This window comes from Granulicatella sp. 20925_1_45, from assembly GCF_041433555.1.
In the GTDB taxonomy this organism is placed as follows: domain Bacteria; phylum Bacillota; class Bacilli; order Lactobacillales; family Aerococcaceae; genus Granulicatella.
The window spans coordinates 20242-44192 of sequence record NZ_JAPWBR010000017.1 but is presented as its reverse complement, the minus strand read 5'-3'; the positions used below and the strand labels follow the sequence as shown (position 1 = coordinate 44192).

Genomic DNA, 23951 nt, shown 5'->3' with positions numbered 1-23951 from the left:
ACAACAGTAACAACTACTACAGAAGCTCCTACAACTGTTACAACAACAACAGAACGACCAAGTACAGTAGTGACAACTGAAAATACAACAACTACTGAAGAAAAACCTGAATTACCAAATACAGGTACAACAAACTACAATCTTCTAGTTGTAATCGCAAGTGTGTTATTAGTTGGCGCATACGCAATTGTTCGTAAAGAAGTAAAATAATAGAATAAATCCTCATGAAGAAAGTCTAAGTCCTTCAACTTAGGCTTTTTTCTTATGTTTGAAAAAATGTTCATATATATAGTAGTTTTTGCTATCTTTTTTTACAATAAATGCTATAATGAGAAAGTTAAAAATGATATTCCCGAAAGGATACACAATGTGTAGATGCCTTGTAACCGGAATTGAATGGGGGAAAAAGAAATGGAAAAAATTTTATTTACATCGGAATCCGTAACAGAAGGACATCCCGATAAAATCGCAGACCAAATTAGTGATGGTATTTTAGATGCCATTCTTACTCAAGATCCAACAGCGCGTGTAGCCTGTGAGACAGTAGTAAATACTGGTTTAGTCGTATTAGTAGGAGAAATCACAACAAGTGCAGTTGTCGATTATCAACAAGTTGCTCGTGATACGATTCGTAAAATTGGTTATACAGATCGCAAATACGGATATGATGCAGATTCAGTAGCTGTATTAGTTTCACTCGATAAACAATCACCTGATATTGCAATGGGTGTTGATGATGCTTTAGAAACTCGTGGACAATCTGAAGAGTTTGGAGCAGGAGACCAAGGTTTAATGTTTGGTTATGCTACTAATGAAACAGAGTCTTATATGCCACTGCCAATTGACCTAAGTCATAAGTTAGCTTACCAACTAGCAAAAGTTCGTAAGGAAAAACAATTAGATTACTTAGGTCCAGATGGAAAAGTTCAAGTAACCATTGAATATACTCCTGAGCATATTGTAAAACGTATTGATACAATTGTTGTAAGTACACAACATGATGAAGAAATTTCTCAAGAGCAAATTCGTAAAGATGTACTAGAGTATGTTGTTAAGCCTGTAGTACCGTCTGAATTACTTGACGATGAGACTCGTTACTTTATTAATCCAACTGGTAAATTCGTTATCGGTGGACCTGTAGGAGACTCAGGATTAACTGGACGTAAAATCATTGTTGATACGTACGGTGGTTATGCTCGTCATGGTGGTGGAGCTTTCTCTGGTAAAGACTCTACTAAGGTAGACCGTTCTGCAAGTTATGCAGCACGTTATATCGCTAAAAACGTCGTAGCAGCCGGTCTTGCTGATAAATGTGAAATCCAATTAGCGTATGCCATTGGGGTAGCACAACCTGTTTCCATCGCTGTAGATACATTTGGAACAAACCATGTACCAGAAGAAAAAATTATCGAAGTGATTCGTAAAGAGTTCCGTTTAACTCCAAAAGGAATTATCGAAACATTAAACTTACGTAGACCAATCTACCAACAAACAGCCGCTTATGGACATTTCGGTAGAACAGATATTGAACTTCCATGGGAACAACTGAATAAAGTAGAAGAGTTAAAAGCTTATTTTGCTTAATATAATGAAGAAATCCAACCTCTAAAAAGAGGTTGGATTTTGTTTTTAATAGAAAATTATCATATATGATAATGTTCTACTTTTTTTCTATGACATAACAAATTGGTGGACAGTTAATTTGATTGATGAATTGATATTTTAATACGGACCATTTCTTTTGCGGGAGAACTGAAATGAGTTCTTCTACAGAATTTTTTTCTTCGATTCCACCATCATGCCCATAGTAGGAAACGATAATGATTTTTCCTTTTTTCTCTAATCGATCTAGTAAAATTTGAATAGCTTCTATAGTGGAAGAGGGGGTCGTGATGATTTTTTTATCACTTCCTGGTAAATATCCAAGATTAAAAATCGCTAATCGAACCAAATCTTGATCACCTAAATAATTAGAAATTTGAGCGTGAGAGTCCAAAATACACGTTACTTTTCCTTCCAAGTCATTGTTTTGTAATAATTGTCTTGTTTGTAAAATAGCTTGCTCTTGAATATCGAAAGCAAGAATTTTTGATCCTTTTTCTATATGTTGTGCCAGGAAAAGTGTATCATGTCCATTTCCTGCGGTTGCGTCGATAAAGATCCCACCTTCTAAATTTACAGAAAGAATCATTTCGTGACTAAATTGCTGTGCATTTTTCAAAATAAGCACCTCTTAACTAAAATTTTACATTTTGTTACATAATTTTTACGGATATTAAGAGTATACGACGATTTGCGTGTTCGTGCAACGTTCCCCTACACAAAAGAATTTATCCTACTATAATGAATAACGAATTAGTTTTTAGATGGAGGAAAAAAGGATGACAGAAACAAAACACGAAAGATATTTACGTTTGAAAAAGGAAAAACAAATGAAAGCTTTAAAGGCTGCAAATAAAAACTTACAAAAGACAGTTGCAGTTGTTGGAGCGACGACAGTAGCGGGATTAGTACTTGCGCCAAAATCACATGCATATACAGTAACTTCAAATCAAGTACAATCACCAGCGCAACAATTCTTAAATAAAATTATTCCTGCAGCTCAACAAGCTACAGAAGGAAAAGATGTATATACTTCAGTAATGATCGCACAGGCAGCGTTAGAATCTGCATGGGGAACTAGTGCGTTATCTGCTGAACCAAACCACAACTTATTTGGTGTGAAAGGGAACTATAACGGTCAATCTGTAAACATGTATACATTAGAAGATGCTGGAGCTCAAAAATACTATGGTATTTACGACAACTTCAGAAAATATCCTTCTTACAAAGAGTCTATGGATGATTATGTAGATAAAATTATTAACGGTATTAAAGGTGCGCCAATGTTCTATTCAGGTGCATGGAAGAGCCGTACAAACAGCTATCAAGATGCTACACGTTACTTAACAGGACGTTATGCAACAGATACTGCATATTACGCAAAATTAAACCGTATTATTGAACAATATGGATTAACAAAATATGATAATGGAACTGCAACTGCAATTGCTGCTGGTATTGAAGAAAGAACTTCTTCAGTTGGTGGACAATACACAGTTCAAGCAGGTGATACCTTATACGGTATCAGCCGTAAAGCTGGTGTAAGTGTGGACCAATTATTAACTGTGAATGGTTTATCAACTTCATCAGTGATTCGTCCTGGTCAATCATTATCTTTAGGTACACCAGCAAAACAAACAAACTCTACAGTAGCTACAACAGTTAGCACAAAATCAGTTTCAAATACTGCTAAAGCAACTGCAAATGGGTACTACACTGTTAAAGCAGGGGATACATTATATGGAATTAGCCGTAAATTCGGTATGAGTTTATCTCAATTAGTTTCAGCAAATGGAATTTCTACTTCTAGCGTAATCCAACCAGGTCAAACTTTACGTGTTGTAGGTGGCGAATCTGCATCAACAGTTGTTAAAACAAATACTGCTTCAACTCGTACAAGCGGAGGTAACTACATTGTACAACCTGGAGATACTTTATACAGTATTGCACGTCGTTCAGGCATGAGCTTAAACACATTATTAAGCATCAACGGATTATCACAATCATCAGTGATTTTCCCTGGACAAAGCTTAACAGTTGGTCAATCAGATGGACGTACAGTATCTGCTGGATACACACCATCTAAAACAACGGCGACTTCAACATCAACTTCTGGAACATATACAGTTCAAGCAGGTGATACATTATACAGTATTGCTCGTCGTTCAGGCATGAGCTTAAATACATTATTAAGCATCAATGGATTATCACAATCTTCAGTAATCCGTCCTGGCCAAACATTATCTGTTTCAGGAAATGCTAGCCAAGCAACTGCTACACAAGTAAGCTACCAATCAGCTGGGTCAACATCTGGTAACGGTACTTATACTGTTAAAGCAGGAGATACTTTATACCGTATTGCTTACAACCACGGTATTTCATTAACAACATTGTTATCAATCAACGGTTTGTCAGAAACAAGCACAATCCGTCCTGGTCAACAATTAGCGGTATCTGGATCAGCAAAAACAACAACTACAACTTCAGCTAAAACAGTAAGCTATTCAACAGGTGCATCAACTCACACTGTTCAAGCTGGTGATACTTTATTCCGTATCGCTAAGAATAACGGATTAACATTATCTGAATTAAAAGCTTTAAATGGCTTAACTTCAAACAACATCCGTGTTGGTCAAGTGTTGAAAGTTTCAAAATAATCTGCTAGAATAAGACTCACAAAAGCAGATAGAGGAATAGTAAGTTTCTTTGATAGACGTAGAGAGTGCATGGCTGGTGAAAATGCATCATTTCAATAAACTGAACTCGCCTTTTAGCTGAACTCTGAACTAATAGTAAGAGTTTCCGCCTCGCCAGCGTTACAGGTAAGATGAGTAAAATAATTAGGTGGTAACACGTATTGCGTCCTATCTGTCATTGACAGGTGGGGCGTTTTTTATTTTGAAAGGAGTGAATCAGATGACATTTAATCATCTAGAAATCGAGCCTAAATGGCAAAAATATTGGAAAGAACATCATACGTTCAAAACAACAGAAGATCCTTCTAAGAAAAACTTCTACGCGTTAGATATGTTCCCTTATCCTTCAGGACAAGGACTTCACGTAGGACACCCAGAAGGTTATACAGCAACAGATGCCATTTCTCGTATGAAACGTGCACAAGGATACAATGTACTTCACCCAATGGGATGGGATGCATTTGGACTCCCTGCAGAACAATACGCTCTTGATACAGGAAATGACCCAGCAGAATTCACAAAAGTAAACGTTGCGAACTTCAAACGTCAAATTAATGAATTAGGGTTCAGCTATGACTGGGACCGCGAAATTAATACAACGGATCCAGAATACTATAAATGGACTCAATGGATTTTCACTAAATTAGTGGAAATGGGACTTGCATATGAAGCTGAAATTCCAGTGAACTGGTGTCCAGCTCTTGGAACAGTACTTGCTAACGAAGAAGTAATCGATGGTAAGAGTGAACGTGGAGGACATCCTGTTTACCGTAAACCAATGAAACAATGGATGCTTAAAATCACAGCTTATGCGGATCGTCTATTAGAAGATTTGGATGATCTAGATTGGCCAGAAAGCATTAAAGATATGCAACGTAACTGGATTGGTCGCTCAGAAGGGGCTCAAGTTCGTTTCAACGTTAAAGGAACAGATGAAAGCTTCGAAGTCTTCACAACACGTCCGGATACATTATTTGGAGCGACTTACAATGTATTAGCGCCAGAACATGAATTAGTTCAAAAGATTGTCACTCCTGAACAAAAAGAAGCAGTAGATGCTTATATTGCTGCTGTTTCTACAAAATCTGACTTAGAACGTACAGAACTTTCTAAAGAAAAAACAGGAGTATTCACTGGAGCATATGCGATTAACCCAGTGAACGGGAAAGAAATTCCAATCTGGATTGCGGACTATGTATTAAGTACTTATGGTACAGGTGCGATTATGGCCGTTCCAGCGCACGATGAACGTGACTATGAATTTGCTAAAGTCTTTGGATTAGACATCCTTCCAGTCATCGAAGGCGGAAACGTTGAAGAAGAAGCATACACTGGTGACGGTGTGCATATCCATTCAGAATTCCTTGATGGATTGAATAAAGCCGACGCGATTGCAAAAATGAATGAATGGCTAGAAGAACATGGCGTAGGTGCAGCTAAAGTAAGCTATCGTCTACGCGACTGGTTGTTCTCTCGTCAACGTTATTGGGGAGAACCAATTCCAGTGATTCATTGGGAAGACGGTACTATGACAACTGTTCCTGAATCAGAATTGCCATTAGTATTACCAAAAACAGATAAAATTCGTCCTAGTGGTACAGGTGAATCACCACTGGCTGCAATTGATGACTGGCTTTATGTCACAGACCCTGTAACAGGTAAGAAAGGTCGTCGTGAAACAAATACAATGCCACAATGGGCAGGAAGCTCATGGTACTTTGTACGTTATGTTGATCCACATAACAAAGAAAGACTTGCAGATCCTGAAAAAGTAAAACAATGGTTACCAGTTGATTTATATATTGGTGGTGCAGAGCATGCCGTTCTTCACTTACTATATGCTCGTTTCTGGTATAAAGTGTTATACGATTTAGGCGTGGTTCCTAACAAAGAACCATTCCAAAAATTATTTAACCAAGGAATGATTCTTGGTGAAGGTAACGAGAAAATGTCTAAATCAAAAGGAAATGTAGTAAACCCTGATGATGTGGTTCGAGAATATGGTGCGGATACATTACGTGTTTATGAAATGTTCATGGGGCCACTTGACGCATCGATTGCTTGGAGTGAAAAAGGACTTGAAGGTAGCCGTAAGTTCCTAGACCGCTTCTGGAGATTGATGATTGATGATAATGGTAAAATGCGTGACCGTATCACAAAACTAAACGATGGTAAATTGGATAAAGTGTACCATCAAACAGTGAAGAAAGTGACCGAAGACTACGAAGAGTTGCATTTCAATACTGCAATTTCTCAAATGATGATTTTCGTTAACGAAGCTTATAAAGCAGATGCTTTACCATTCGAATATATGAAAGGTCTTGTACAGTTGATTGCGCCATTAGCACCACATATGGCTGAAGAAATCTGGAGTAAATTCGGATTCACAGAATCAATTAGCTACGAACCATGGCCAACTTACGATGAATCTAAATTAGTAGAAGACGAAGTAGAAGTGATTTTCCAAGTCAATGGAAAAATTAAAGCACGCGTAATGGTTCCTACAAATGCAGACGCTGCAGCTCTTGAAGCACTTGCAAAAGAGCATGATTCTGTGAAATCTGCCATCGAAGGAAAAACAATCCGTAAAGTGATTGCCGTTCCAGGACGTTTAGTAAACATCGTTGCGAACTAATGGAATTTGAAAGGATAGTAGAATGATTTATTTTGATAATGCAGCAACAACGAAAATTTATGATGATGCATTAACGAGCTATGTTCAAGTTAGCCAAAAGTTCTTCGGAAATCCATCAAGCTTACACCAATTAGGAGTCGATGCTTACCAAGTGTTGACCAAAGCTAGAGCTCAAGTAGCTAGTTTATTATCAGTTCAACCTGAGGAGATTTTCTTCACCTCAGGCGGAACTGAATCGAATAACTGGGCGATTAAAGGAACAGCTCTAGAAAAATCTGTATTTGGGAAGCATATCATTACGACAAAGATTGAACATCCTTCAGTCATTCAAACATGTAAGCAACTTGAACGCTTCGGGTTTGAAGTGACGTACTTAGATGTCGATTCTAAAGGGATTGTAAGTGTAGACCAATTAAAAGAGAGCCTTCGTAAAGATACGATTTTAGTAAGTGTGATGGCTGTTAATAATGAAGTTGGAGCAGTTCAACCAATTGCTGAGATTGCCAAAGTACTAGAGGAATATCCATCGATTCATTTTCATGTGGACTGTGTGCAAGCAGTAGAACGCGCAAGCCAGTTATTATTTATTGGACGTATTGACTTATTGAGCCTTTCTGCGCATAAATTCCATGGACCAAGAGGCGTTGGGATTATGTATAAGAAATTTGGACGAAAGATTCAAGCCCTCTTAACTGGTGGCGGACAAGAAAAAGGAGAACGTAGTACAACGGAAAACCTTCCAGGAATTGTAGCTACAACAAAAGCTCTTCGAATGGCTTTAGAAGAACAGTCTGTTACGAGGAAACTTCGTAGTCAATTATGGAAAGAGTTAGCAACAAAACCTGAAATTCGCATCTTCTCGCCTGAAGATGGAGCGTCTCATGTATTATGCTTTGCCATTAAAGGCGTTCGTGGAGAAGTGGTTGTCCATGCCTTTGAAAATCACGGCATTTATATTTCTACGACTTCGGCTTGTTCAAGTAAAAAAGGAGATTCATCTAGTACGCTTTATGCGATGGATGTGCCAACTGAATGGGCGACAGGAGCCGTTCGTGTAAGCTTCTCAAACGACAATACGAAAGAAGAAGTCGAACAGTTTATCGAGGTTCTGCATCAGTTAATGAAACAATTTTCGTTTTTAAAATAAAAGGAGGAAATCGTTGAAAACTAGAATTTTGATTCGCTATGGTGAACTTTCTACAAAGGGTAGAAACAAAAAAATGTTCACTCAAAAATTAGCGTCAAATATTAAAAAAGCCTTAGTAGACTTTCCTCAGGTAAAGGTGATTCCTGATTATGACTTTATGTATTTAGATTTACATGAAGCGCCTGAAGAAGCAGTCATCGAAAAGGTAAAACCAATTTTTGGGATTCAATCTATTTCACCAGTATATATTGTTGAAAAAGATATGGAAGTGGCTAAAAAAGTTGTTCTCGACTTATTAAGCCAAGAAGATCTTGAAGGCAAAACATTTAAGATTATGACAAGACGATCGGATCACACATTTGAGATGGATACGAATCAAATCAACTTGTTTTTAGGGGATGCTGTTCTTGAAGCATTTCCAGACATCAAGGTTCAATTAAAACAACCAGATATTACGGTACGTATTGATGTGCGACGTGAACACTTAATGGTGAGTCTGAAGACAATCCAAGGAGCAGGAGGACTTCCTGTTGGAACAAGTGGTCGTGTGATGCTGATGCTATCTGGTGGGATTGATTCACCAGTAGCAGGATATCTTGCGATGAAACGTGGAATGGAAATTCAATGCGTGCACTTTGCAAGCCCACCGTATACGAGCCCACAAGCGTTAGAGAAAACAAAACTCTTAGCAGCTAAAATTGCTCGTTTTGGAGGAAGTATTCAATTCTTAACGGTACCTTTTTCAAGAATTCAAGAGGAAATCAAGAAGAGTGTACCGGAAGCGTATTTAATGACAATTATGCGTCGTTTCATGCTTCGTATTACGGATCAACTTAGAGAAAATGCACGAGCTCTTGCGATTGCCAATGGGGAATCAGTGGGGCAAGTGGCTTCTCAAACATTAGATAGCATGGTGGCGATTAATGATGTCACAAATACACCAATTATTCGTCCAGTAGCTACAATGGATAAACTCGATATTATTAAAGTTGCTGAAGAAATTGATACATTCGAGTTGTCGATTCAACCGTTTGAGGATTGTTGTACGGTGTTTGCGCCGCCAAGTCCAAAGACAAAACCTAAACTGGAGAAGGCTCGTCAATATGAAGCTCGTCTTGACATAGAAGGATTAATTAAAGAAGCTGTAGAGGGGACAGTGATTGAAGAAATTACTGCAAACTATACAACTCCAGTAGAAACAACAAGTCAAGAAATTGATGATTTATTTTAAAATAAAAAGAAGCGATGCTATTCCATGTGGAGTAGCATCGCTATTTGTTTTATTGGAAGTATTCTTTAAGTGCGTTTGCAATACTTTTAGCGATATTTTGTTGATATTCTTCAGAAGAAATCACCTTGTTATCACCTTGGTTGTTTAAGTACCCAAGTTCTAAAAGAATCGATGGTCGAGCGTTATCTCGAAGAACCATGAAGTTTTGGAATCTGCTTCCTTGATTCTTCAATGGAAGGTTTCGAGATAAATATTTATTCACAGTTTGACTTAAGCTTTCACTCTTATCACTGTAGTAGTAAGCTGTTGTTCCACTTGCGCTATCATCTTCAGAAGAATCAAAGTGGATACTAATAAATGCATTTGCATTATTTTTGTTACTAATTTCTGCACGCTCTGCAAGAGACACGGATGTATCGCTAGTTCTTGTTAAGATAACTTTAGCACCCATTGCTTCGAGTTCTTTCTTAACAAGTAGAGCAGTTGTTAATGTATGGTCCGCTTCGTGCTTTTCACTGAAGCTTACAACAGCACCTGGATCTTCACCGCCGTGTCCTGGATCGATGACAATTGTTGCATTTTTAATCCCTTGAGGAATCGTTTCATCCGTTTCGATTCCGGCAAAGTTTGTAGTCACTAGCCAGTAAGGGATATATCCGTATTTCCCATTACCAACAGATACTTTATAGAAATCGCCTTCGCGGTCTTCATACACAAATTGTGTTCCTTTATCTACTGTACCGATTAAATCGGAAGTGACATTGGAAGCTGAGTAAATAGGTGTTTCTTTTAGTTTAGTAACAAACATCTTGTTAGAGTCAATTGTAGTTGGAAGACCAGCTTGTTTGTTGAGAATCTCTTGAATGATTTCAATCGCATAGTTAGTAGAGTCGCTGTCTACATAACCTTCTTTATCGAAATAACGAACTTTTAAGACTTTATCATTTAGTTCTTCAACAAGATAGAAGAGTTCACCGTTAGGAATCGTTAAGAGAACTTTCGAATTTTCATCTTGCGTCTCGCGTAATTTCAATCCACCTGATGCATATCCTTTCATCATCGTAGTAATGAGAATATCCTTGTCTTCGATATAGGCAACTTGATCGTCATATTGAACTTGAATCCAACCATTATCAAGTTTGTGTAAAGCCAACAAGTATTCATTCTTTTTAATTTCGCCAACTGGAATACCTTTAGCATCCATCGTATGGTATACCTTTAAAGAAGTGTCACTTGTATTAACTGCGAATTGAACAATTTTATTTTTAACCACTGTAGAGGTTTGAGTAGCAGTGTTTGAACTATTCGTATCTGTATTGGCTTGTTGAGTATTTGCTTGCGGTTTAATTGTCGAACTTTCACTCACTAATGGATAAGCGATAATCCACAGTAGTAAAAGAGAAACAAGAAAGCCCAGCAGCTGCTGTATATTTTTCTTTTTAAAGAATTTCAGTAATGAATCCATAAGGGCTCCTTTTTATTTGTATATTTCTTAATCATTATACCAATAAAAGCGCTATTTGTGTATAAAAAATTGCTTACAGCTTGATTGCAGAAGAATTATTTTAGTAAAATAATAGAGAATAATGAAATAGTTGGAGGATGATTATGTTAATTGGGTCTCATGTTTCAATGAGTGGAAAAGAAATGCTCTTGAATTCTGCAAAGGAAGCAGCAAGTTATAATGCTAATGTCATGATGGTTTATACTGGTGCCCCACAAAATACAAGAAGAAAACCAATAGAAGAATTAAATGTTGAAGCAGGAAAAATGTTTATGAAAGATAACGGAATCGAAGAAGTTGTCGTTCATGCGCCGTATATTATTAACTTAGCAAATACTACAAAAGAAGGATATATTGATTTTGCAATTGAGTTCTTAAAAGAAGAATTGAAACGAGCAGAAGCAGTAGGTGCAACTCAAGTCGTTCTTCATCCGGGGTCACATGTCGGTGCTGGTGTGGATGTTGGTTTAAATCAAATCATCTATGGACTAAATCAAGTATTAACGAAAGATCAAAAAGTTCAGATTGCTTTAGAAACAATGGCTGGTAAAGGCACCGAGTTAGCACGTACGTTTGAAGAAATAGCGCGTATTATCGATGGCGTGACATACAATGAACATTTATCAGTAACGTTTGATACTTGCCATGTTCATGATGCAGGATTTGATATTAAACATGATTTATCAGGAGTATTAACTCACTTTGATAAAACAGTCGGTCTTGATCGCATTAAAGTACTTCATGTGAATGATTCGAAAAATCCGGTTGGAGCGCATAAAGATAGACATGAGAACTTTGGTTTTGGAGAAATCGGATTTGAAGCGCTAATGAACGTCATCAATATTCCTGAATTTAAAGATCTTCCAAAAATTCTTGAAACACCATGGATTAAAGTAGAAGATAAAGTTCAAATTGCCCCATACAAAAAGGAAATCGAAATGATTCGTTCTGGAAAATTCGATTCGCAATGGATTGAAGAGTTATTAAACGAAGAAAGAGGGAAATAATATGCATTCGCACGATCATTGCTGTGGTCACGAACATTGTGATCATAAAGAACATCATCATCATAACCATTCCCATAATCATGTGGAAGAGGCATTAGAAATTTTAAAAGAAGCGGGTTATAAACATACGAATAAACGTCAACGCCTTGTTGAAATTTTAAATGATGCCAACCGTTACTTATCAGCAAAACAAGTGCAAGAATTAATTGCACCTGAATTCCCACAATTAAGTTATGATACAATTTATCGTAATTTATATACCTTTGTACAATTAAATATTTTAGAAGAGACAGAGCTGAACGGAGAAAAACTTTTTAGATTCCGTTGCCAAGCTCATGGCCATCATCATCATTTCATTTGCGAAAAATGTGGTAGCACAAGAGAGATTGATATGTGCCCAATGGATTTCTTTAAAGATCAATTAGAAGGATGCGAAATTCATTCACATCGTTTTGAAATTTTTGGTCTTTGCGAAAAGTGCGCGGCAAAAGCGTAGTTTAAGGCTTTCCTAAAAAAGTTGAAAGAACCTTAGTAAAGTTGATTGACATTTTATGGAACCTTTCCTATAATAAAAAAAGGACATTTCGTTTGTTTGGTTATTCTATTCAAAAGAAAACAGTTACTTTTTATTGCTCGGAGGGAGGGAATAGGATATGTCAAAAACAGTTGTTCGTAAAAACGAATCACTTGATGATGCTCTTCGTCGCTTCAAACGTACTGTTTCTAAAACCGGAACTTTACAAGAGGCTCGCAAACGTGAGTTTTATGAAAAACCAAGTGTAAGACGTAAGAAAAAATCAGAGGCAGCTCGTAAACGCAAGTTCTAGTCAACTCTGTGTATCATAGACTATGTCAGGCTGGGGCTATTAGTCCCAGTCTTTTTTATCAATCAAACGAAATTATAAGAATGGAGAGATTATAATGTCATTAAAAGAAACCATTAATAACGATATCAAAACAGCGATGAAAGCTAAGGATAAAGAAACTTTAGCAGTATTACGTATGATTAAAACAGCGATTCAAGCTGCTGAAATTGACAAAAAATCAGATTTAACAGCTGAAGAAGAATTAACAATTTTATCACGCGAAGCAAAACAACGTCGTGATTCGATTGCTGAATTTGAAAAAGCAAATCGCCCAGAATTAGTTGAAAAAACACAAGGCGAATTAGCGATTGTTGAGAAATACTTACCAGCGCAACTTTCATTAGAAGAAGTTCAAGCAAAAATTGCCGAAATTGCTGAACAAGTAGGAGCAACAACACAAAAAGAATTCGGTAAATTAATGGGTGCCGTAATGCAAGCTCTTAAAGGACAAGCAGATGGTAATGTCATTAAAGAACAAGTAAAAGCACACTTAAATAAATAAGTGTGGATTGGAGGATAACTGATTGGAAAATGAAACCGTAAAAACAAGTGTTGAATTAAGCGATAATCCTCAATTAATTCAATTATTTGGTTCTCAAGATCAGAATATTCGTTTTATTGAAGAGTCATTTCAAGTACAGATTACCCATCGTGGAGAACAACTCTTTATTACGGGTGAAGAAGAAGCTGTTTCTCAAGTAAAAGAACTTCTTAATCAGCTTCAAGACTTGATTGCACGTGGAATCTCGATTTCTAAAACCGATATCATTACAGCTGTGAAAATGGCTAAACGCGGGACTCTGGATTTCTTCATGAATTTATATAATGAGGAAATTGGACGTACATTTGCTGGAAAAGCGATTCGTGCAAAAACGTACGGTCAACAGCAATATATTCATGCGATCAAGAAGACGGATGTGGTATTTGGTATCGGACCTGCCGGAACTGGTAAAACGTTCGTAGCCGTAGTGATGGCTGTTCAAGCGTTGAAAAAAGGTGAAGTGAAGAAAATTATCTTGACTCGTCCAGCCGTTGAAGCCGGTGAAAATTTAGGATTCTTACCAGGGGACTTAAAGGAAAAGGTAGATCCTTATTTACGTCCGTTATATGACGCGTTATATACCGTATACGGTATGGAGCATACGAATCGTCTCCTTGAACGAGGAGTTATTGAAGTTGCGCCATTAGCGTATATGCGTGGACGTACATTAGAAGATTCATTTATTATTTTAGATGAGGCTCAAAATACAACAAGAGCCCAAATGAAGATGTTCTTAACACGTCTTGGATTTGGGTCGAAGATGATTGTCAATGGAGATAAATCTCAAATTGACTTACCAAAAGGGCACCAGGCGAGTGGACTTTTAGATGCAGAACGCAAACTAAAAGGAATCAATGGAATTGCCTTCGTTGAATTTGATGCAGGAGACGTCGTTCGTCATCCAATCGTATCAGAAATTATTAATGCCTACTCAGCTTCTAATAGTATTGAGAAGGAACGAGGTGAAGAAAGTGAGACAAAAGCTCCGTAAGTTTCAAGAAACATTAGGAATTTTATATGTACCTGCGCTGTTAGGTGTGACATTCCTTTTCTTATTAGTATTAGGATGGAGTAATGTTCAGCCAACTTCTTATTCTTTTGAATTAAATCAAGTTGCAAAAGAAACGATTCGTGCACCTAAAACAATTGAGGATAAAGAGCAAACTGAGAAAAATCAGCAGATGGCGATGGATGGCGTTGGAGATATTTATGTCTTTGACCAAAGTCGCCAGCAACAACAAATTGATAAAGTAAAGCAGTTCTTCCAAGCAATCAAAACAGTAGCTGCGAAAGCTTCCAGTGAAATCTTTGCGACTGATTCTACAACGACGACTTCTGGGGAAGTGTCAACAAGAGTAGCGACGATTCAAGATCGACTCACTTATTTCAAGAAGAGTTTAGAAGCGGAAAATAAAGCCATTCGTGATTTTGCTTTGTATATACCAGATAGTGTTATCATTCAATTGCTTTCTGTTAGCTCAGATAAATTAGATGATTACGAAGCAGCTCTTGAGAGTGCGATTAAAGAGCAAATGGCAAAATCTATTACGGAATCGAATTTGCTTCAGGCGCAAGAAGCCGCAAAGAAATCATTATTTAATGGCGGATTTACAGATAATGAACGAGAAATGCTAGGACAATTATTAACGAACAGTATTGTTGTCAATAATGTTGTTGATAAAGATGCAACGAATAGTGCAAAGGAAAATGCAAAACAAAGCGTTTCTACTGTTCGAATTTTACAAGGACAAGTATTAATTCAAGAGGGGCACATTATTACCCAAGAAGACTTACGTATTCTTGAACTATTAGGAATCGATGGCAATTCAAGTAATTACCATCAACTTTATAGTTATTTGTTATTCCTAGGAATTTTAATGATTTCGCTATTAGCATTCACTTTCCGCTTTAAGCTGAGTGCATCTAAGAAAGAGTGGGATACACGAGTTAATGAGTTGACTGTTTTCTCAGTTGTATTTACGATTGGTGCAATCTTGCTGAAGATTCTTTCGTTTCTTCAAAATCGTGGGATTGAATATATTGGTGTTGCATTCCCGATTGCAGGATTCATCTACATCATTTATAAGTTAACGACGAAGTTTTACTTCACGATTATTGCGATGGTAGTATACCCAATTTTAGTCTGGTTTATGTTTGGCAGTGATAGCATTAATACGGAAATTGCCTTAACCACCGTTTTCTTCTCGCTAGTTGCATGGCTAGGAGTGATACAAGAAGTTTACTGGAAAGACTTATCTTGGATTAAACAGTTACTATTACACATTTTTATTCCGGTTGCATTGATGCCTCCGTTTATATTCTTTAGTAACTATGAATTGATTTCCACACAATCAGGTTGGTTAATTGCTTTTGCTGCAATCAGTGGATTTTTATCGTATTTGATACCGGTTATTTTAATGCCGTACTTTAATTACTTATTTGAAGATAGTTCAGTATTATTATGGGCAGAATTATCAAATCCAAATCAACCGTTGTTAAAAGATTTAATTACAAAAGCTCCGGGAACTTATCATCACAGTTTAATGGTGGCAAACATATCAGCCAACTGTGTAGAAGCGATTGGTGGAGATTCACAATTGGCAAGAGTGGCTTGTTATTATCACGATATTGGTAAAACAGAGCATCCATTCTTCTTTATTGAGAATTTACCAGCTCATATGGAGAGCCCTCATAAGATGATTGGACCATATGAGTCGAAAGAAATTATTTTTGATCACGTTCGTAAAGGGGTAGAAATTCTTAAACAACATCAATTGCCACAATCAGTGATTGATATTTGTGCGGAACACCACGGTACAACGTTGATGAAATATTTCTATGCAGAAGCTTTAAAAGACAATCCAGATGCAGATGAGGCAGATTTCAGATATCCAGGACCTAAACCTCAAACAAAAGAATCTGCAGTCATCAATATCGTGGATAGTGCTGAGGCGGCGACTCGTGCGATGAAAGAACCAACGCTTGAGAAGGTTCAAAACTTAGTGCATTCGATTATTATGAATCGCTTAGAGGATGAGCAATTTGTAGAGTGCGATATAACATTGAAAGAGTTAGCGATTATCGAAAAGAATATCGTGGCTTCATTAAACGGAACATTCCACTCAAGAATTGAATATCCAAAACTTCCTAAAAAACAATCGTAAAAGATTCTCTCCCTTCAACTCGTTAAAGTTGAGGGGAGTTTTTTTAAAAGCAAACTTTAAGACCGTCAAAGTTCCAATAATGTAGGGAGTTTGTTACAATATTAGTGACGCTAAAAAAGGAGTTTTTAATATGATTATTGAAATTATCGATGAAACAGAAGTAGTACCAGAAAGCCATCAAGAACTTGTGCATAGTGTGGTTAGTTTTGCTGCGGATTACTTGAAAATCCCTGAAAACAAAGAATGTAGTATCTCATTTATTTCTAGCGAACGTATTCGTGAAATCAACCGTGAGTTTAGAAATATTGATAAAGTGACAGATGTGATTAGTTTTGCGTTAGATGATTCAGATGATGACTTTGAAAGTATGAAGTCCATTATGGAAGAGGACGATAGCTTTGTAACTTCGATTGGAGATATCGTTATTTCTTTAGACCGTGCAAAAGAACAAGCAGAAGACTATGGACATTCGCTTGAACGTGAACTTGGATTCTTGGCACTGCATGGCTTCTTACACTTAAATGGTTATGATCACCAAACAGAAGAAGAGGAAGCTGAAATGACAGGATTGCAAAAAGAAATCCTAGAAGCATATGGGTTGAAACGTGATGACGCATAAACAAACAGAAAAGAATTCTAACTTTTTGACCTCACTAAAGCATGCCATAGATGGTATTAAAACAGTGATTCAAGAAGAAAGAAACATGAAGGCGCATCTCTGCATTGCAGGGCTAGCGATTATAATTAGTTTTTTCTCTGGTTTATCAGCAGTCGAGTGGTGTTTTATTTTACTATGTATTTTCATCGTATTTCTCATGGAAATCTTAAACACCGTCGTTGAAAATTTAGTCGATTTACTAGTGAAGAAGGAATATCATATTGAAGCAAAGAAGGCAAAAGATATTGCAGCTGGTGGAGTGTTACTCAGCGCTAGTTTTACTGTAGTTATTGCAATGATTATTATTTTGCCAAAATGGATTCATTTTTAAGGAGAGAGTATGACAAAACCATTTAAATCAGGATTTGTGGCGATTGTAGGTCGTCCTAATGTCGGCAAATCAACATTTATGAACTATGTGCTTGGTCAAAAGATTGCCATTATGTCTGACAAAGCACAAACTACAAGAAATAAAATTCAAGGGGTTTATACAAAAGATGATGCGCAAATCGTCTTCTTAGATACTCCAGGGATTCATAAACCAAAACATGAACTCGGAGAATTCATGGTGAAGAGTGCTTATTCTGCGCTAAAAGAAGTGGATGCAGTCTTATTTATGGTGAATGTTAGTGAAAAACGTGGACCAGGAGACGACTTCATTATTGAAAAACTAAAAGGAATTAAGACACCGATTTTCTTAGTATTAAATAAGATTGACCTTGTCACACCAGAAGTGTTATTAGAACGAGTTGAAAGTTATAAAGATGCACTTGATTTTGCTGGTGTATTCCCAATTTCAGTACTACAAGGTAATAATGTGAACGAACTAATGGAAGGTCTGATTAACGCACTTCCTGAAGGACCACAATATTATCCAGCAGACCAAATCACAGATCACCCTGAATACTTTGTTGTTTCCGAATTGATTCGTGAGAAAATTTTACAGTTAACACAGGAAGAAATTCCTCACTCAGTGGCTGTAACAGTGGATAAAATGCAAAAAGATGAATTCGATAAAGTACATGTGTATGCGAATATCATTGTTGAGCGAAAATCGCAAAAAGGCATTATTATTGGTAAAGGCGGCCGTCTCTTAAAAGAAATCGGGACGAGAGCGAGACGCGATATTCAACAATTACTTGGAAATAAGGTTTACCTTGAACTGTGGGTAAAAGTTGAGAAAGATTGGCGTAAACGTAAGAGTAACATACAAGAATACGGATATCGAGATACAGACTATAGAGATTAGGATGGAATCAAATGGATTATTATCACTATTTTGATGGAATTGTCTTAATGCGACAGGCGTATCGCGAGAAAGATATGCTTGTTAAAATTTTGACGAGAGACCACGGAAAGTTAATGTTCTTTTTACGAAATGCACAGCAAAGCAATCATCCATTAACAGCTGCAACACAGGTGTTTACAAGAGCGACTTTTCTTGGGCATATTCATCAAAATGGGTTTAGTTTCCTAAAGGATAGTCACGATATAAAGCCTGCGACGATTGTCTTGCAAGATGTAAAGGCACAAGCGGTTTTAGCGTATTTAACGCAATTAACAGATGCGGTGATGGATGACCATATTGTGAACAAGACGGTGTTCCAACTGCTTTGGGACTCTATTGAAGCCATTAATAATGGAGTCGATGCGGAAGTGATTTTGCGTTTCTTTGAAATCAAGATTCTACGTTACTATGGAGTCGAGGTGGAATGGCAACATTGCGTCATTTGTAATAGAGATACAGACTTAGTCGATTTTTCAATTCAGAAGCATGGATGCCTGTGCAAGAATCACTTAGACGAAGACGAGTATCGCATGCAGCTTTCTAGAAAGGCATTGTATGTCGCAAGGCAGTTAGCGCTTGTATTTTCTCCAAAACAAATAGGGTCTATTCAGTTATCGAGTGAGACTACAAGTGAGTTAAGACGGTTGTTTGACACCATTATGGATGAGTATGTGGGCATTCGATTGAAGAGCAAAAAATTCTTAGATCAGATGGTCGAGTGGGAAACGTTAATGCAGAAAAGAGAACAAGATTAAGAGTAGCGCAAAACGCTGTCTTTACTTGACTTTTTAAGCAATTATCGGTACTATAGTGAAAGATTAATAGGACGTTGACAGTGAGATTTTTAATGATAAAATGTCAAAGAGAGTATGGGCTGGTGGAATCCATATCATGGTTCATTAAAAATGGCGCACTTGAGTCTATCAACAATGAAGCTTGGTTTTAAACCAAGAAATTAGGGTGGAACCGCGATTAGTCGTCCCTATGTATGCTTTTTGTGTACATAGGGACTTTTTTATTTAGTCAAAGGAGGAAATAGTATGGATTTTACAATGGTCATCCCAGCTTCAGAATTCAAAGATTTTCAATTGAAGGTGGTGTCATTAGCGCCGATTAAAGTCAGTGTGATCGGTCATGAAGATGAAGTGTTGGAGCAATTCCAAACAAGTGTTAACCATTCAATGTACGGTTTTAAAACGAAAAATGAAGCGATTAAAGAAGTGAAATGTGAAGTGATTCCTGGTGTGATTTATGAATTCTATCCAGTTGTGAATGCACAATAGAAAGGGGAACAATTATGGCAAAAAAATTAAGTGTTCAAGAAATTATTTTAACATTACAAAATTATTGGTCAAACCAAGGATGCTTGCTTCTTCAAGCATACGATACTGAAAAAGGGGCAGGGACAATGAGCCCTTATACATTCCTTCGTGCCATTGGGCCTGAACCATGGAATGCAGCATACGTGGAACCTTCACGTCGTCCTGCAGATGGACGTTACGGGGAAAACCCAAACCGTTTATTCCAACACCACCAATTCCAAGTGGTGATGAAACCATCTCCTGAAAACATTCAAGAATTATATTTAGGAAGCCTAGAAGCTCTTGGAATTAACCCTTTAGAACACGATATTCGTTTCGTGGAAGATAACTGGGAAAACCCATCTCTTGGTTGTGCTGGTTTAGGATGGGAAGTATGGCTTGACGGAATGGAAGTGACTCAATTTACGTACTTCCAACAAGTAGGTGGACTAGAATGCCACCCTGTAACAAGTGAAATCACTTACGGTTTAGAACGTCTTGCTTCATACATTCAAGAAGTAGAGAGTGTATATGATTTAGTTTGGACTGGAGATGTTAAATACGGAGATATCTTCACACAACCTGAATATGAACATTCTAAATACGCTTTTGAAGAAAGCAATGTAGAATTATTAATGCAATTATTTACAGACTTTGAAAAAGAAGCCACTGTATTAATGGAAAAAGGCTTAGTGCACCCAGCTTATGATTATGTATTGAAATGCTCTCATGCATTTAACTTAATGGATGCTCGCGGAATTATTTCTGCAACAGACCGTGCTGGATTCCTAGGCCGTATTCGTAAAATGGCTCGTACAATCGCGAAAACATTCGTGGCTGAACGTGAAGCATTAGGATTCCCATTATTGAAAGAGAAATAAGAGAGTTTGGAGGAGAAAGAATGACACAATCATTATTATTAGAAATCGGTTTAGAAGAATTACCTGCTCAATATGTTCGAACAAGCTCTGAACAATTAGCAAAACGTGTAGAAGACTTCTTCAAAGATGAAAACTTAGCATTTGAATCCGTAGAAGCATTTGCAACTCCAAGAAGATTGGCGGTTCGTGTAAATGGCTTAGTCGAAGAACAAGCTGACCGCGAAGAAATTTTCAAAGGACCATCACTAGCGATCGCTCAAAAAGATGGAGCATGGACAAAAGCGGCTGAAGGATTTGTTCGTGGTAAAGGGTTAACAACAGATGATATTTACGTTGAAGAAGTGAATGGAGTTGAATACATTCATGTAAAACAACATATCGCTGGTAAATCAACAAAAGAAGTCGTTAAAAACTTATCTTCTGTGATTACAGATATGAAATTCCCAGTGACAATGCGTTGGGCAGCTCATACATTTGAATACTTACGTCCAATTCACTGGATTGTGGCTTTATACGGCAATGAAGTAATCGAAGAAGTCGGCGTATTAGACGCAAAAGCTGGACGTATTTCAAGAGGACATCGTTTCTTAGGAAAAGAAGCAACGATTGAAAATCCAGAAAACTATGAAAAAGCTTTAGCTGAACAATTCGTTATCGTGAACCAAGATGAACGTAAAGCATTAGTTCGCAAGCAAATTGAAGAATTAGCTGCTAAGAACAATTGGATTATTCCAATTGATGAAGACTTATTAGAAGAAGTAAGCTCAATTCTTGAATACCCAACAGCATTTGCGGGTACTTTTGATGAAAAATACTTAGTCGTTCCAGAACCAGTATTAGTGACATCAATGAAAGAACACCAACGCTATTTCGTTGTGTATAACCAAGAAAAACAATTATTACCATTCTTTGTTTCAGTACGTAACGGTAATGATTACATGATTGAAAATGTCGCAAAAGGAAATCAAAAAGTACTAACTGCTCGTCTAGAAGATGCTTTATTCTTCTATGAAGAAGACTTAAAGATTCCAATGACAACTTTCTTGAAGAAACTAGAAACATTGAACTTCCATGCCAAAATTGGTTCTATGACAGAGAAAATGGACCGCGTTCAATTACTTGTTGGTCGTATTGCAAAAGAGTTGAACGTACCAAGTGATGTTGTTGTCACAGCACAACGCGCGGCTTCAATTTACAAATTCGACTTAGTAACAAACATGGTTGGTGAATTCCCTGAATTACAAGGAATCATGGGTGAAATCTATGCCTTGAAACAAGGAGAAACTCCTGAAGTGGCTCAAGCAATCCGTGAACACTATATGCCAACAAGTGCTGATGGTGAATTGCCTTCTTCTGTACCAGGCGCTTTACTTGCTGTTGCCGATAAATTAGATACTTTCTTAAGCTTTACAGCTGCTGGAATGCTTCCAACAGGTTCAAATGACCCATATGCGCTTCGTCGTCAAGTAATGGGTCTTGTACAAATTCTTGCGTCCTTTGATTGGAACATTGAAATTGAAGACTTTACAAAACTATTGTTAGGTCTTGATTACGCTGAGTTCCTATCAGGTAAAGAAGATGAAATTGAAGAGTTTATCTTAAGCTTTATTCGTGAACGTGTGGCACAACGTATTGCTACGATTACAAAACGTCATGATATTATCGATGCGGTTGTAAACAGTCATACTTCATCAGTTCCTGAACAATTGAAAGCTGCAAAAGTTCTTTCAGCTGTTTCTGAATCAGAAGAATTTAAAGGAATTACAGAGGCATTAAACCGTGTTATCAATATTAGTGCGAAAGCTCAAGATGATGCGAGTGGCGAAATTTTAGAAGATCGTCTTGAAACAGCAAGTGAACGTACTTTAGTAAAAGCGATTAAAGAACTTCATTCAAAAGTACAAACATTAACTCCTGAAGAACTTTATAGTCATTTAGAAGCATTAGCACCAAAAATCAATGATTTCTTCAATGAAAACATGGTAATGGTAGATGATGAGGCAGTTCGTCGTAACCGTCTAAGATTCTTAGGATTACTATCTCAAATCATTTTAGATTTCGCAGATTTCACATCATTAATCGTTAAATAAGACCCCTCAAAGAGAAAGGAGAGTGAATGAAATGGCAGTATTTTATGATCGTGCCACGATTCAAGTCAAAGCCGGAAAAGGTGGAGACGGAATGGTTGCGTTTCGTCGTGAAAAATACGTACCAGACGGAGGCCCGGCTGGTGGAGACGGTGGTAAAGGCGGAAGTGTCATTTTTAAAGTCGATTCAGGACTTAGAACCTTATTAGATTTCCGTCACAAACGTCATTTCAAAGCAAAACCTGGTGAAAACGGTATGAGTAAAAGTATGTATGGCCGTGGAGCAGAAGACTTAATCGTTAAAGTTCCACCAGGAACAATCGTTAGAAACGCTGAAACAAAAGCCTTGATTGCTGACTTAGTAGAAGATGGGCAAGAAGTAGTAGTTGCTAAAGGTGGCCGTGGTGGTCGAGGAAATATCCGTTTTGCAACGCATAAAAACCCTGCACCGGACATTGCTGAGAATGGTGAACCAGGGGAAGAGTTTGAACTCGATTTAGAATTAAAAGTTTTAGCTGACGTTGGTTTAGTTGGATTCCCATCAGTAGGGAAATCGACTTTACTATCTGTAATTTCAAGTGCAAAACCAAAAATTGCAGACTATCACTTTACAACATTGAATCCTCAATTAGGAATGGCGCAGTCTCCAAATGGCGAGCAATTCGTTGTTGCTGACTTACCAGGATTAATTGAAGGAGCCCATACAGGTGTGGGGCTTGGAATTCATTTCTTAAAACACATCGAACGTACAAAAGTGTTACTTCATGTCATTGATATGGCCGCAATGGAAGGCCGCGATCCTTTTGAAGATTACAAGATTATTCAAGAGGAACTCGGAAGTTATCACCTACGCTTACTAGAACGTCCAATGTTGATTGTGGCGAACAAAATGGATCAACCTCAAGCAGAAGAAAACTTAGAGAAGTTCAAGAAAGATTTAGCAGATAGCTTAGCTGAAGGAGAAGAAATGCCAGAGATTTTCCCGATTTCTGCCTATCGTCGCGAAGGACTCCAAGCATTACTTGCTAGAACTGCTGAAGTTTTAGATGAAACAGAATTCTTCCCATTAAACGAAGAAGTAGTGGAAACACATATCGTTTATGGATTAGAAGAAGAGGAAGCACCATTCAAAGTGACAAGAGATCCAGATGGAACATGGGTACTGTATGGTGACAAGATTGAAAAACTATTCAAGATGACAAATATGGAACATGATGAGTCTGTTATGCGATTCTCACGTCAATTACGTGGAATGGGTGTAGATAGCACTTTACGTGAAAAAGGCGCTGAAAATGGCGATTTAGTACGTATTCTAAACTTCTCATTCGAGTTCGTAGATTAAG

At 37.4% G+C, this 23951-nt stretch carries 22 protein-coding genes, 1 riboswitch and 1 other annotated feature; of the genes, 20 read left to right on the top strand and 2 right to left on the bottom strand.

The features are described 5' to 3' along the window. Window positions 1–210, top strand: a 210-nt coding sequence (locus O3798_RS06540; RefSeq protein WP_371464003.1) for an LPXTG cell wall anchor domain-containing protein, incomplete at its 5' end; no start/stop codon positions are given. 122 nt (window positions 211–332) lie between these two features. Beyond that, a riboswitch (SMK box riboswitch) is annotated at window positions 333–414 on the top strand. Beyond that, entirely contained in the window at window positions 412–1584 is a 1173-nt protein-coding gene (gene metK / locus O3798_RS06535; RefSeq protein WP_371464002.1) for a methionine adenosyltransferase, read from the top strand. It overlaps the preceding riboswitch by 3 nt. A gap of 76 nt (window positions 1585–1660) precedes the next feature. Here the strand turns inward: metK and O3798_RS06530 are convergent, their stop codons facing one another. Beyond that, the gene (locus O3798_RS06530; protein WP_371464001.1) at window positions 1661–2230 is read right to left on the bottom strand and encodes a class I SAM-dependent methyltransferase; all 570 of its coding nucleotides are present in this window, start codon (window positions 2228–2230) and stop codon (window positions 1661–1663) included. A 151-nt stretch (window positions 2231–2381) separates the two neighbouring features. On the opposite strand from O3798_RS06530, the gene O3798_RS06525 reads away from it, so the two are divergent. From O3798_RS06525 to thiI, 4 genes are all read left to right on the top strand, one after another. Continuing rightward, on the top strand, window positions 2382–4259 hold the full coding sequence (locus tag O3798_RS06525; RefSeq protein ID WP_371464000.1) for a LysM peptidoglycan-binding domain-containing protein: 1878 nt from the start codon (window positions 2382–2384) through the stop codon (window positions 4257–4259). A gap of 18 nt (window positions 4260–4277) precedes the next feature. Beyond that, window positions 4278–4472, top strand: a binding site (T-box leader). Window positions 4473–4518: 46 nt separating this feature from the next. Next, on the top strand, window positions 4519–6933 hold the full coding sequence (gene leuS / locus O3798_RS06520) for a leucine--tRNA ligase (protein ID WP_371463999.1): 2415 nt from the start codon (window positions 4519–4521) through the stop codon (window positions 6931–6933). Between the two features lie 22 nt (window positions 6934–6955). Next, window positions 6956–8080, top strand: a complete 1125-nt coding sequence (locus O3798_RS06515) for a cysteine desulfurase family protein (RefSeq protein WP_371463998.1) — start codon at window positions 6956–6958, stop codon at window positions 8078–8080. 13 nt (window positions 8081–8093) lie between these two features. Further along, the gene (gene thiI / locus O3798_RS06510; protein WP_371463997.1) at window positions 8094–9311 is read left to right on the top strand and encodes a tRNA uracil 4-sulfurtransferase ThiI; all 1218 of its coding nucleotides are present in this window, start codon (window positions 8094–8096) and stop codon (window positions 9309–9311) included. 49 nt (window positions 9312–9360) lie between these two features. Here the strand turns inward: thiI and O3798_RS06505 are convergent, their stop codons facing one another. Next, complete coding sequence (locus tag O3798_RS06505; RefSeq protein ID WP_371463996.1) at window positions 9361–10776, bottom strand: N-acetylmuramoyl-L-alanine amidase; 1416 nt, start codon at window positions 10774–10776, stop codon at window positions 9361–9363. A gap of 143 nt (window positions 10777–10919) precedes the next feature. Here O3798_RS06505 and O3798_RS06500 point away from each other — a divergent pair, with 143 nt between their 5' ends. The 14 genes from O3798_RS06500 (at window position 10920) to obgE (ending at window position 23950) form a co-directional block, all read left to right on the top strand. Beyond that, complete coding sequence (locus O3798_RS06500) at window positions 10920–11822, top strand: deoxyribonuclease IV (RefSeq protein WP_371463995.1); 903 nt, start codon at window positions 10920–10922, stop codon at window positions 11820–11822. 82 nt (window positions 11823–11904) lie between these two features. After that, a complete protein-coding gene (locus O3798_RS06495; RefSeq protein ID WP_371464004.1) occupies window positions 11905–12318 on the top strand; it encodes a Fur family transcriptional regulator in 414 nt (137 codons plus the stop codon). 157 nt (window positions 12319–12475) lie between these two features. After that, window positions 12476–12649 carry a 30S ribosomal protein S21 gene (rpsU, locus tag O3798_RS06490; protein ID WP_005605651.1) on the top strand — a complete coding sequence of 58 codons (174 nt, stop codon included), beginning with the start codon at window positions 12476–12478 and terminating at the stop codon, window positions 12647–12649. A gap of 94 nt (window positions 12650–12743) precedes the next feature. Continuing rightward, complete coding sequence (locus O3798_RS06485; RefSeq protein WP_371463994.1) at window positions 12744–13190, top strand: GatB/YqeY domain-containing protein; 447 nt, start codon at window positions 12744–12746, stop codon at window positions 13188–13190. A 22-nt stretch (window positions 13191–13212) separates the two neighbouring features. After that, window positions 13213–14220, top strand: coding sequence for a PhoH family protein (locus O3798_RS06480; protein ID WP_371463993.1), 1008 nt, complete (start codon window positions 13213–13215; stop codon window positions 14218–14220). Then, window positions 14201–16393, top strand: a complete 2193-nt coding sequence (locus tag O3798_RS06475) for an HD family phosphohydrolase (RefSeq protein ID WP_371463992.1) — start codon at window positions 14201–14203, stop codon at window positions 16391–16393. The genes O3798_RS06480 and O3798_RS06475 overlap by 20 nt, the downstream gene beginning before the upstream one ends. A 130-nt stretch (window positions 16394–16523) precedes the next feature. After that, the gene (gene ybeY / locus O3798_RS06470; protein WP_048711267.1) at window positions 16524–17012 is read left to right on the top strand and encodes an rRNA maturation RNase YbeY; all 489 of its coding nucleotides are present in this window, start codon (window positions 16524–16526) and stop codon (window positions 17010–17012) included. After that, window positions 17002–17382 carry a diacylglycerol kinase family protein gene (locus O3798_RS06465; protein WP_048711265.1) on the top strand — a complete coding sequence of 127 codons (381 nt, stop codon included), beginning with the start codon at window positions 17002–17004 and terminating at the stop codon, window positions 17380–17382. Before ybeY ends, O3798_RS06465 begins: the two co-directional genes overlap by 11 nt. 9 nt (window positions 17383–17391) lie before the next feature. Then, entirely contained in the window at window positions 17392–18300 is a 909-nt protein-coding gene (era, locus tag O3798_RS06460; RefSeq protein WP_371463991.1) for a GTPase Era, read from the top strand. 11 nt (window positions 18301–18311) lie between these two features. Beyond that, the gene (gene recO, locus O3798_RS06455; protein ID WP_371463990.1) at window positions 18312–19094 is read left to right on the top strand and encodes a DNA repair protein RecO; all 783 of its coding nucleotides are present in this window, start codon (window positions 18312–18314) and stop codon (window positions 19092–19094) included. A gap of 285 nt (window positions 19095–19379) precedes the next feature. Beyond that, complete coding sequence (locus O3798_RS06450; protein ID WP_259948571.1) at window positions 19380–19622, top strand: hypothetical protein; 243 nt, start codon at window positions 19380–19382, stop codon at window positions 19620–19622. A gap of 14 nt (window positions 19623–19636) precedes the next feature. Beyond that, window positions 19637–20521 carry a glycine--tRNA ligase subunit alpha gene (gene glyQ / locus O3798_RS06445; protein ID WP_371463989.1) on the top strand — a complete coding sequence of 295 codons (885 nt, stop codon included), beginning with the start codon at window positions 19637–19639 and terminating at the stop codon, window positions 20519–20521. A 20-nt stretch (window positions 20522–20541) separates the two neighbouring features. Next, complete coding sequence (gene glyS, locus O3798_RS06440; RefSeq protein ID WP_371463988.1) at window positions 20542–22611, top strand: glycine--tRNA ligase subunit beta; 2070 nt, start codon at window positions 20542–20544, stop codon at window positions 22609–22611. Between the two features lie 31 nt (window positions 22612–22642). Then, window positions 22643–23950, top strand: coding sequence for a GTPase ObgE (gene obgE, locus O3798_RS06435; RefSeq protein WP_371463987.1), 1308 nt, complete (start codon window positions 22643–22645; stop codon window positions 23948–23950). Window position 23951 lies beyond the last annotated feature (1 nt).

Coding starts and splice junctions, on each gene's coding strand:
- metK (WP_371464002.1), top strand. CDS start 412: ATGGAAAAAATTTTATTTACATCGGAATCCGTAACAGAAGGACATCCC.
- O3798_RS06525 (WP_371464000.1), top strand. CDS start 2,382: ATGACAGAAACAAAACACGAAAGATATTTACGTTTGAAAAAGGAAAAA.
- leuS (WP_371463999.1), top strand. CDS start 4,519: ATGACATTTAATCATCTAGAAATCGAGCCTAAATGGCAAAAATATTGG.
- O3798_RS06515 (WP_371463998.1), top strand. CDS start 6,956: ATGATTTATTTTGATAATGCAGCAACAACGAAAATTTATGATGATGCA.
- O3798_RS06505 (WP_371463996.1), bottom strand. CDS start 10,776: ATGGATTCATTACTGAAATTCTTTAAAAAGAAAAATATACAGCAGCTG.
- O3798_RS06500 (WP_371463995.1), top strand. CDS start 10,920: ATGTTAATTGGGTCTCATGTTTCAATGAGTGGAAAAGAAATGCTCTTG.
- rpsU (WP_005605651.1), top strand. CDS start 12,476: ATGTCAAAAACAGTTGTTCGTAAAAACGAATCACTTGATGATGCTCTT.
- O3798_RS06485 (WP_371463994.1), top strand. CDS start 12,744: ATGTCATTAAAAGAAACCATTAATAACGATATCAAAACAGCGATGAAA.
- ybeY (WP_048711267.1), top strand. CDS start 16,524: ATGATTATTGAAATTATCGATGAAACAGAAGTAGTACCAGAAAGCCAT.
- O3798_RS06465 (WP_048711265.1), top strand. CDS start 17,002: ATGACGCATAAACAAACAGAAAAGAATTCTAACTTTTTGACCTCACTA.
- era (WP_371463991.1), top strand. CDS start 17,392: ATGACAAAACCATTTAAATCAGGATTTGTGGCGATTGTAGGTCGTCCT.
- recO (WP_371463990.1), top strand. CDS start 18,312: ATGGATTATTATCACTATTTTGATGGAATTGTCTTAATGCGACAGGCG.
- O3798_RS06450 (WP_259948571.1), top strand. CDS start 19,380: ATGGATTTTACAATGGTCATCCCAGCTTCAGAATTCAAAGATTTTCAA.
- glyQ (WP_371463989.1), top strand. CDS start 19,637: ATGGCAAAAAAATTAAGTGTTCAAGAAATTATTTTAACATTACAAAAT.
- glyS (WP_371463988.1), top strand. CDS start 20,542: ATGACACAATCATTATTATTAGAAATCGGTTTAGAAGAATTACCTGCT.
- obgE (WP_371463987.1), top strand. CDS start 22,643: ATGGCAGTATTTTATGATCGTGCCACGATTCAAGTCAAAGCCGGAAAA.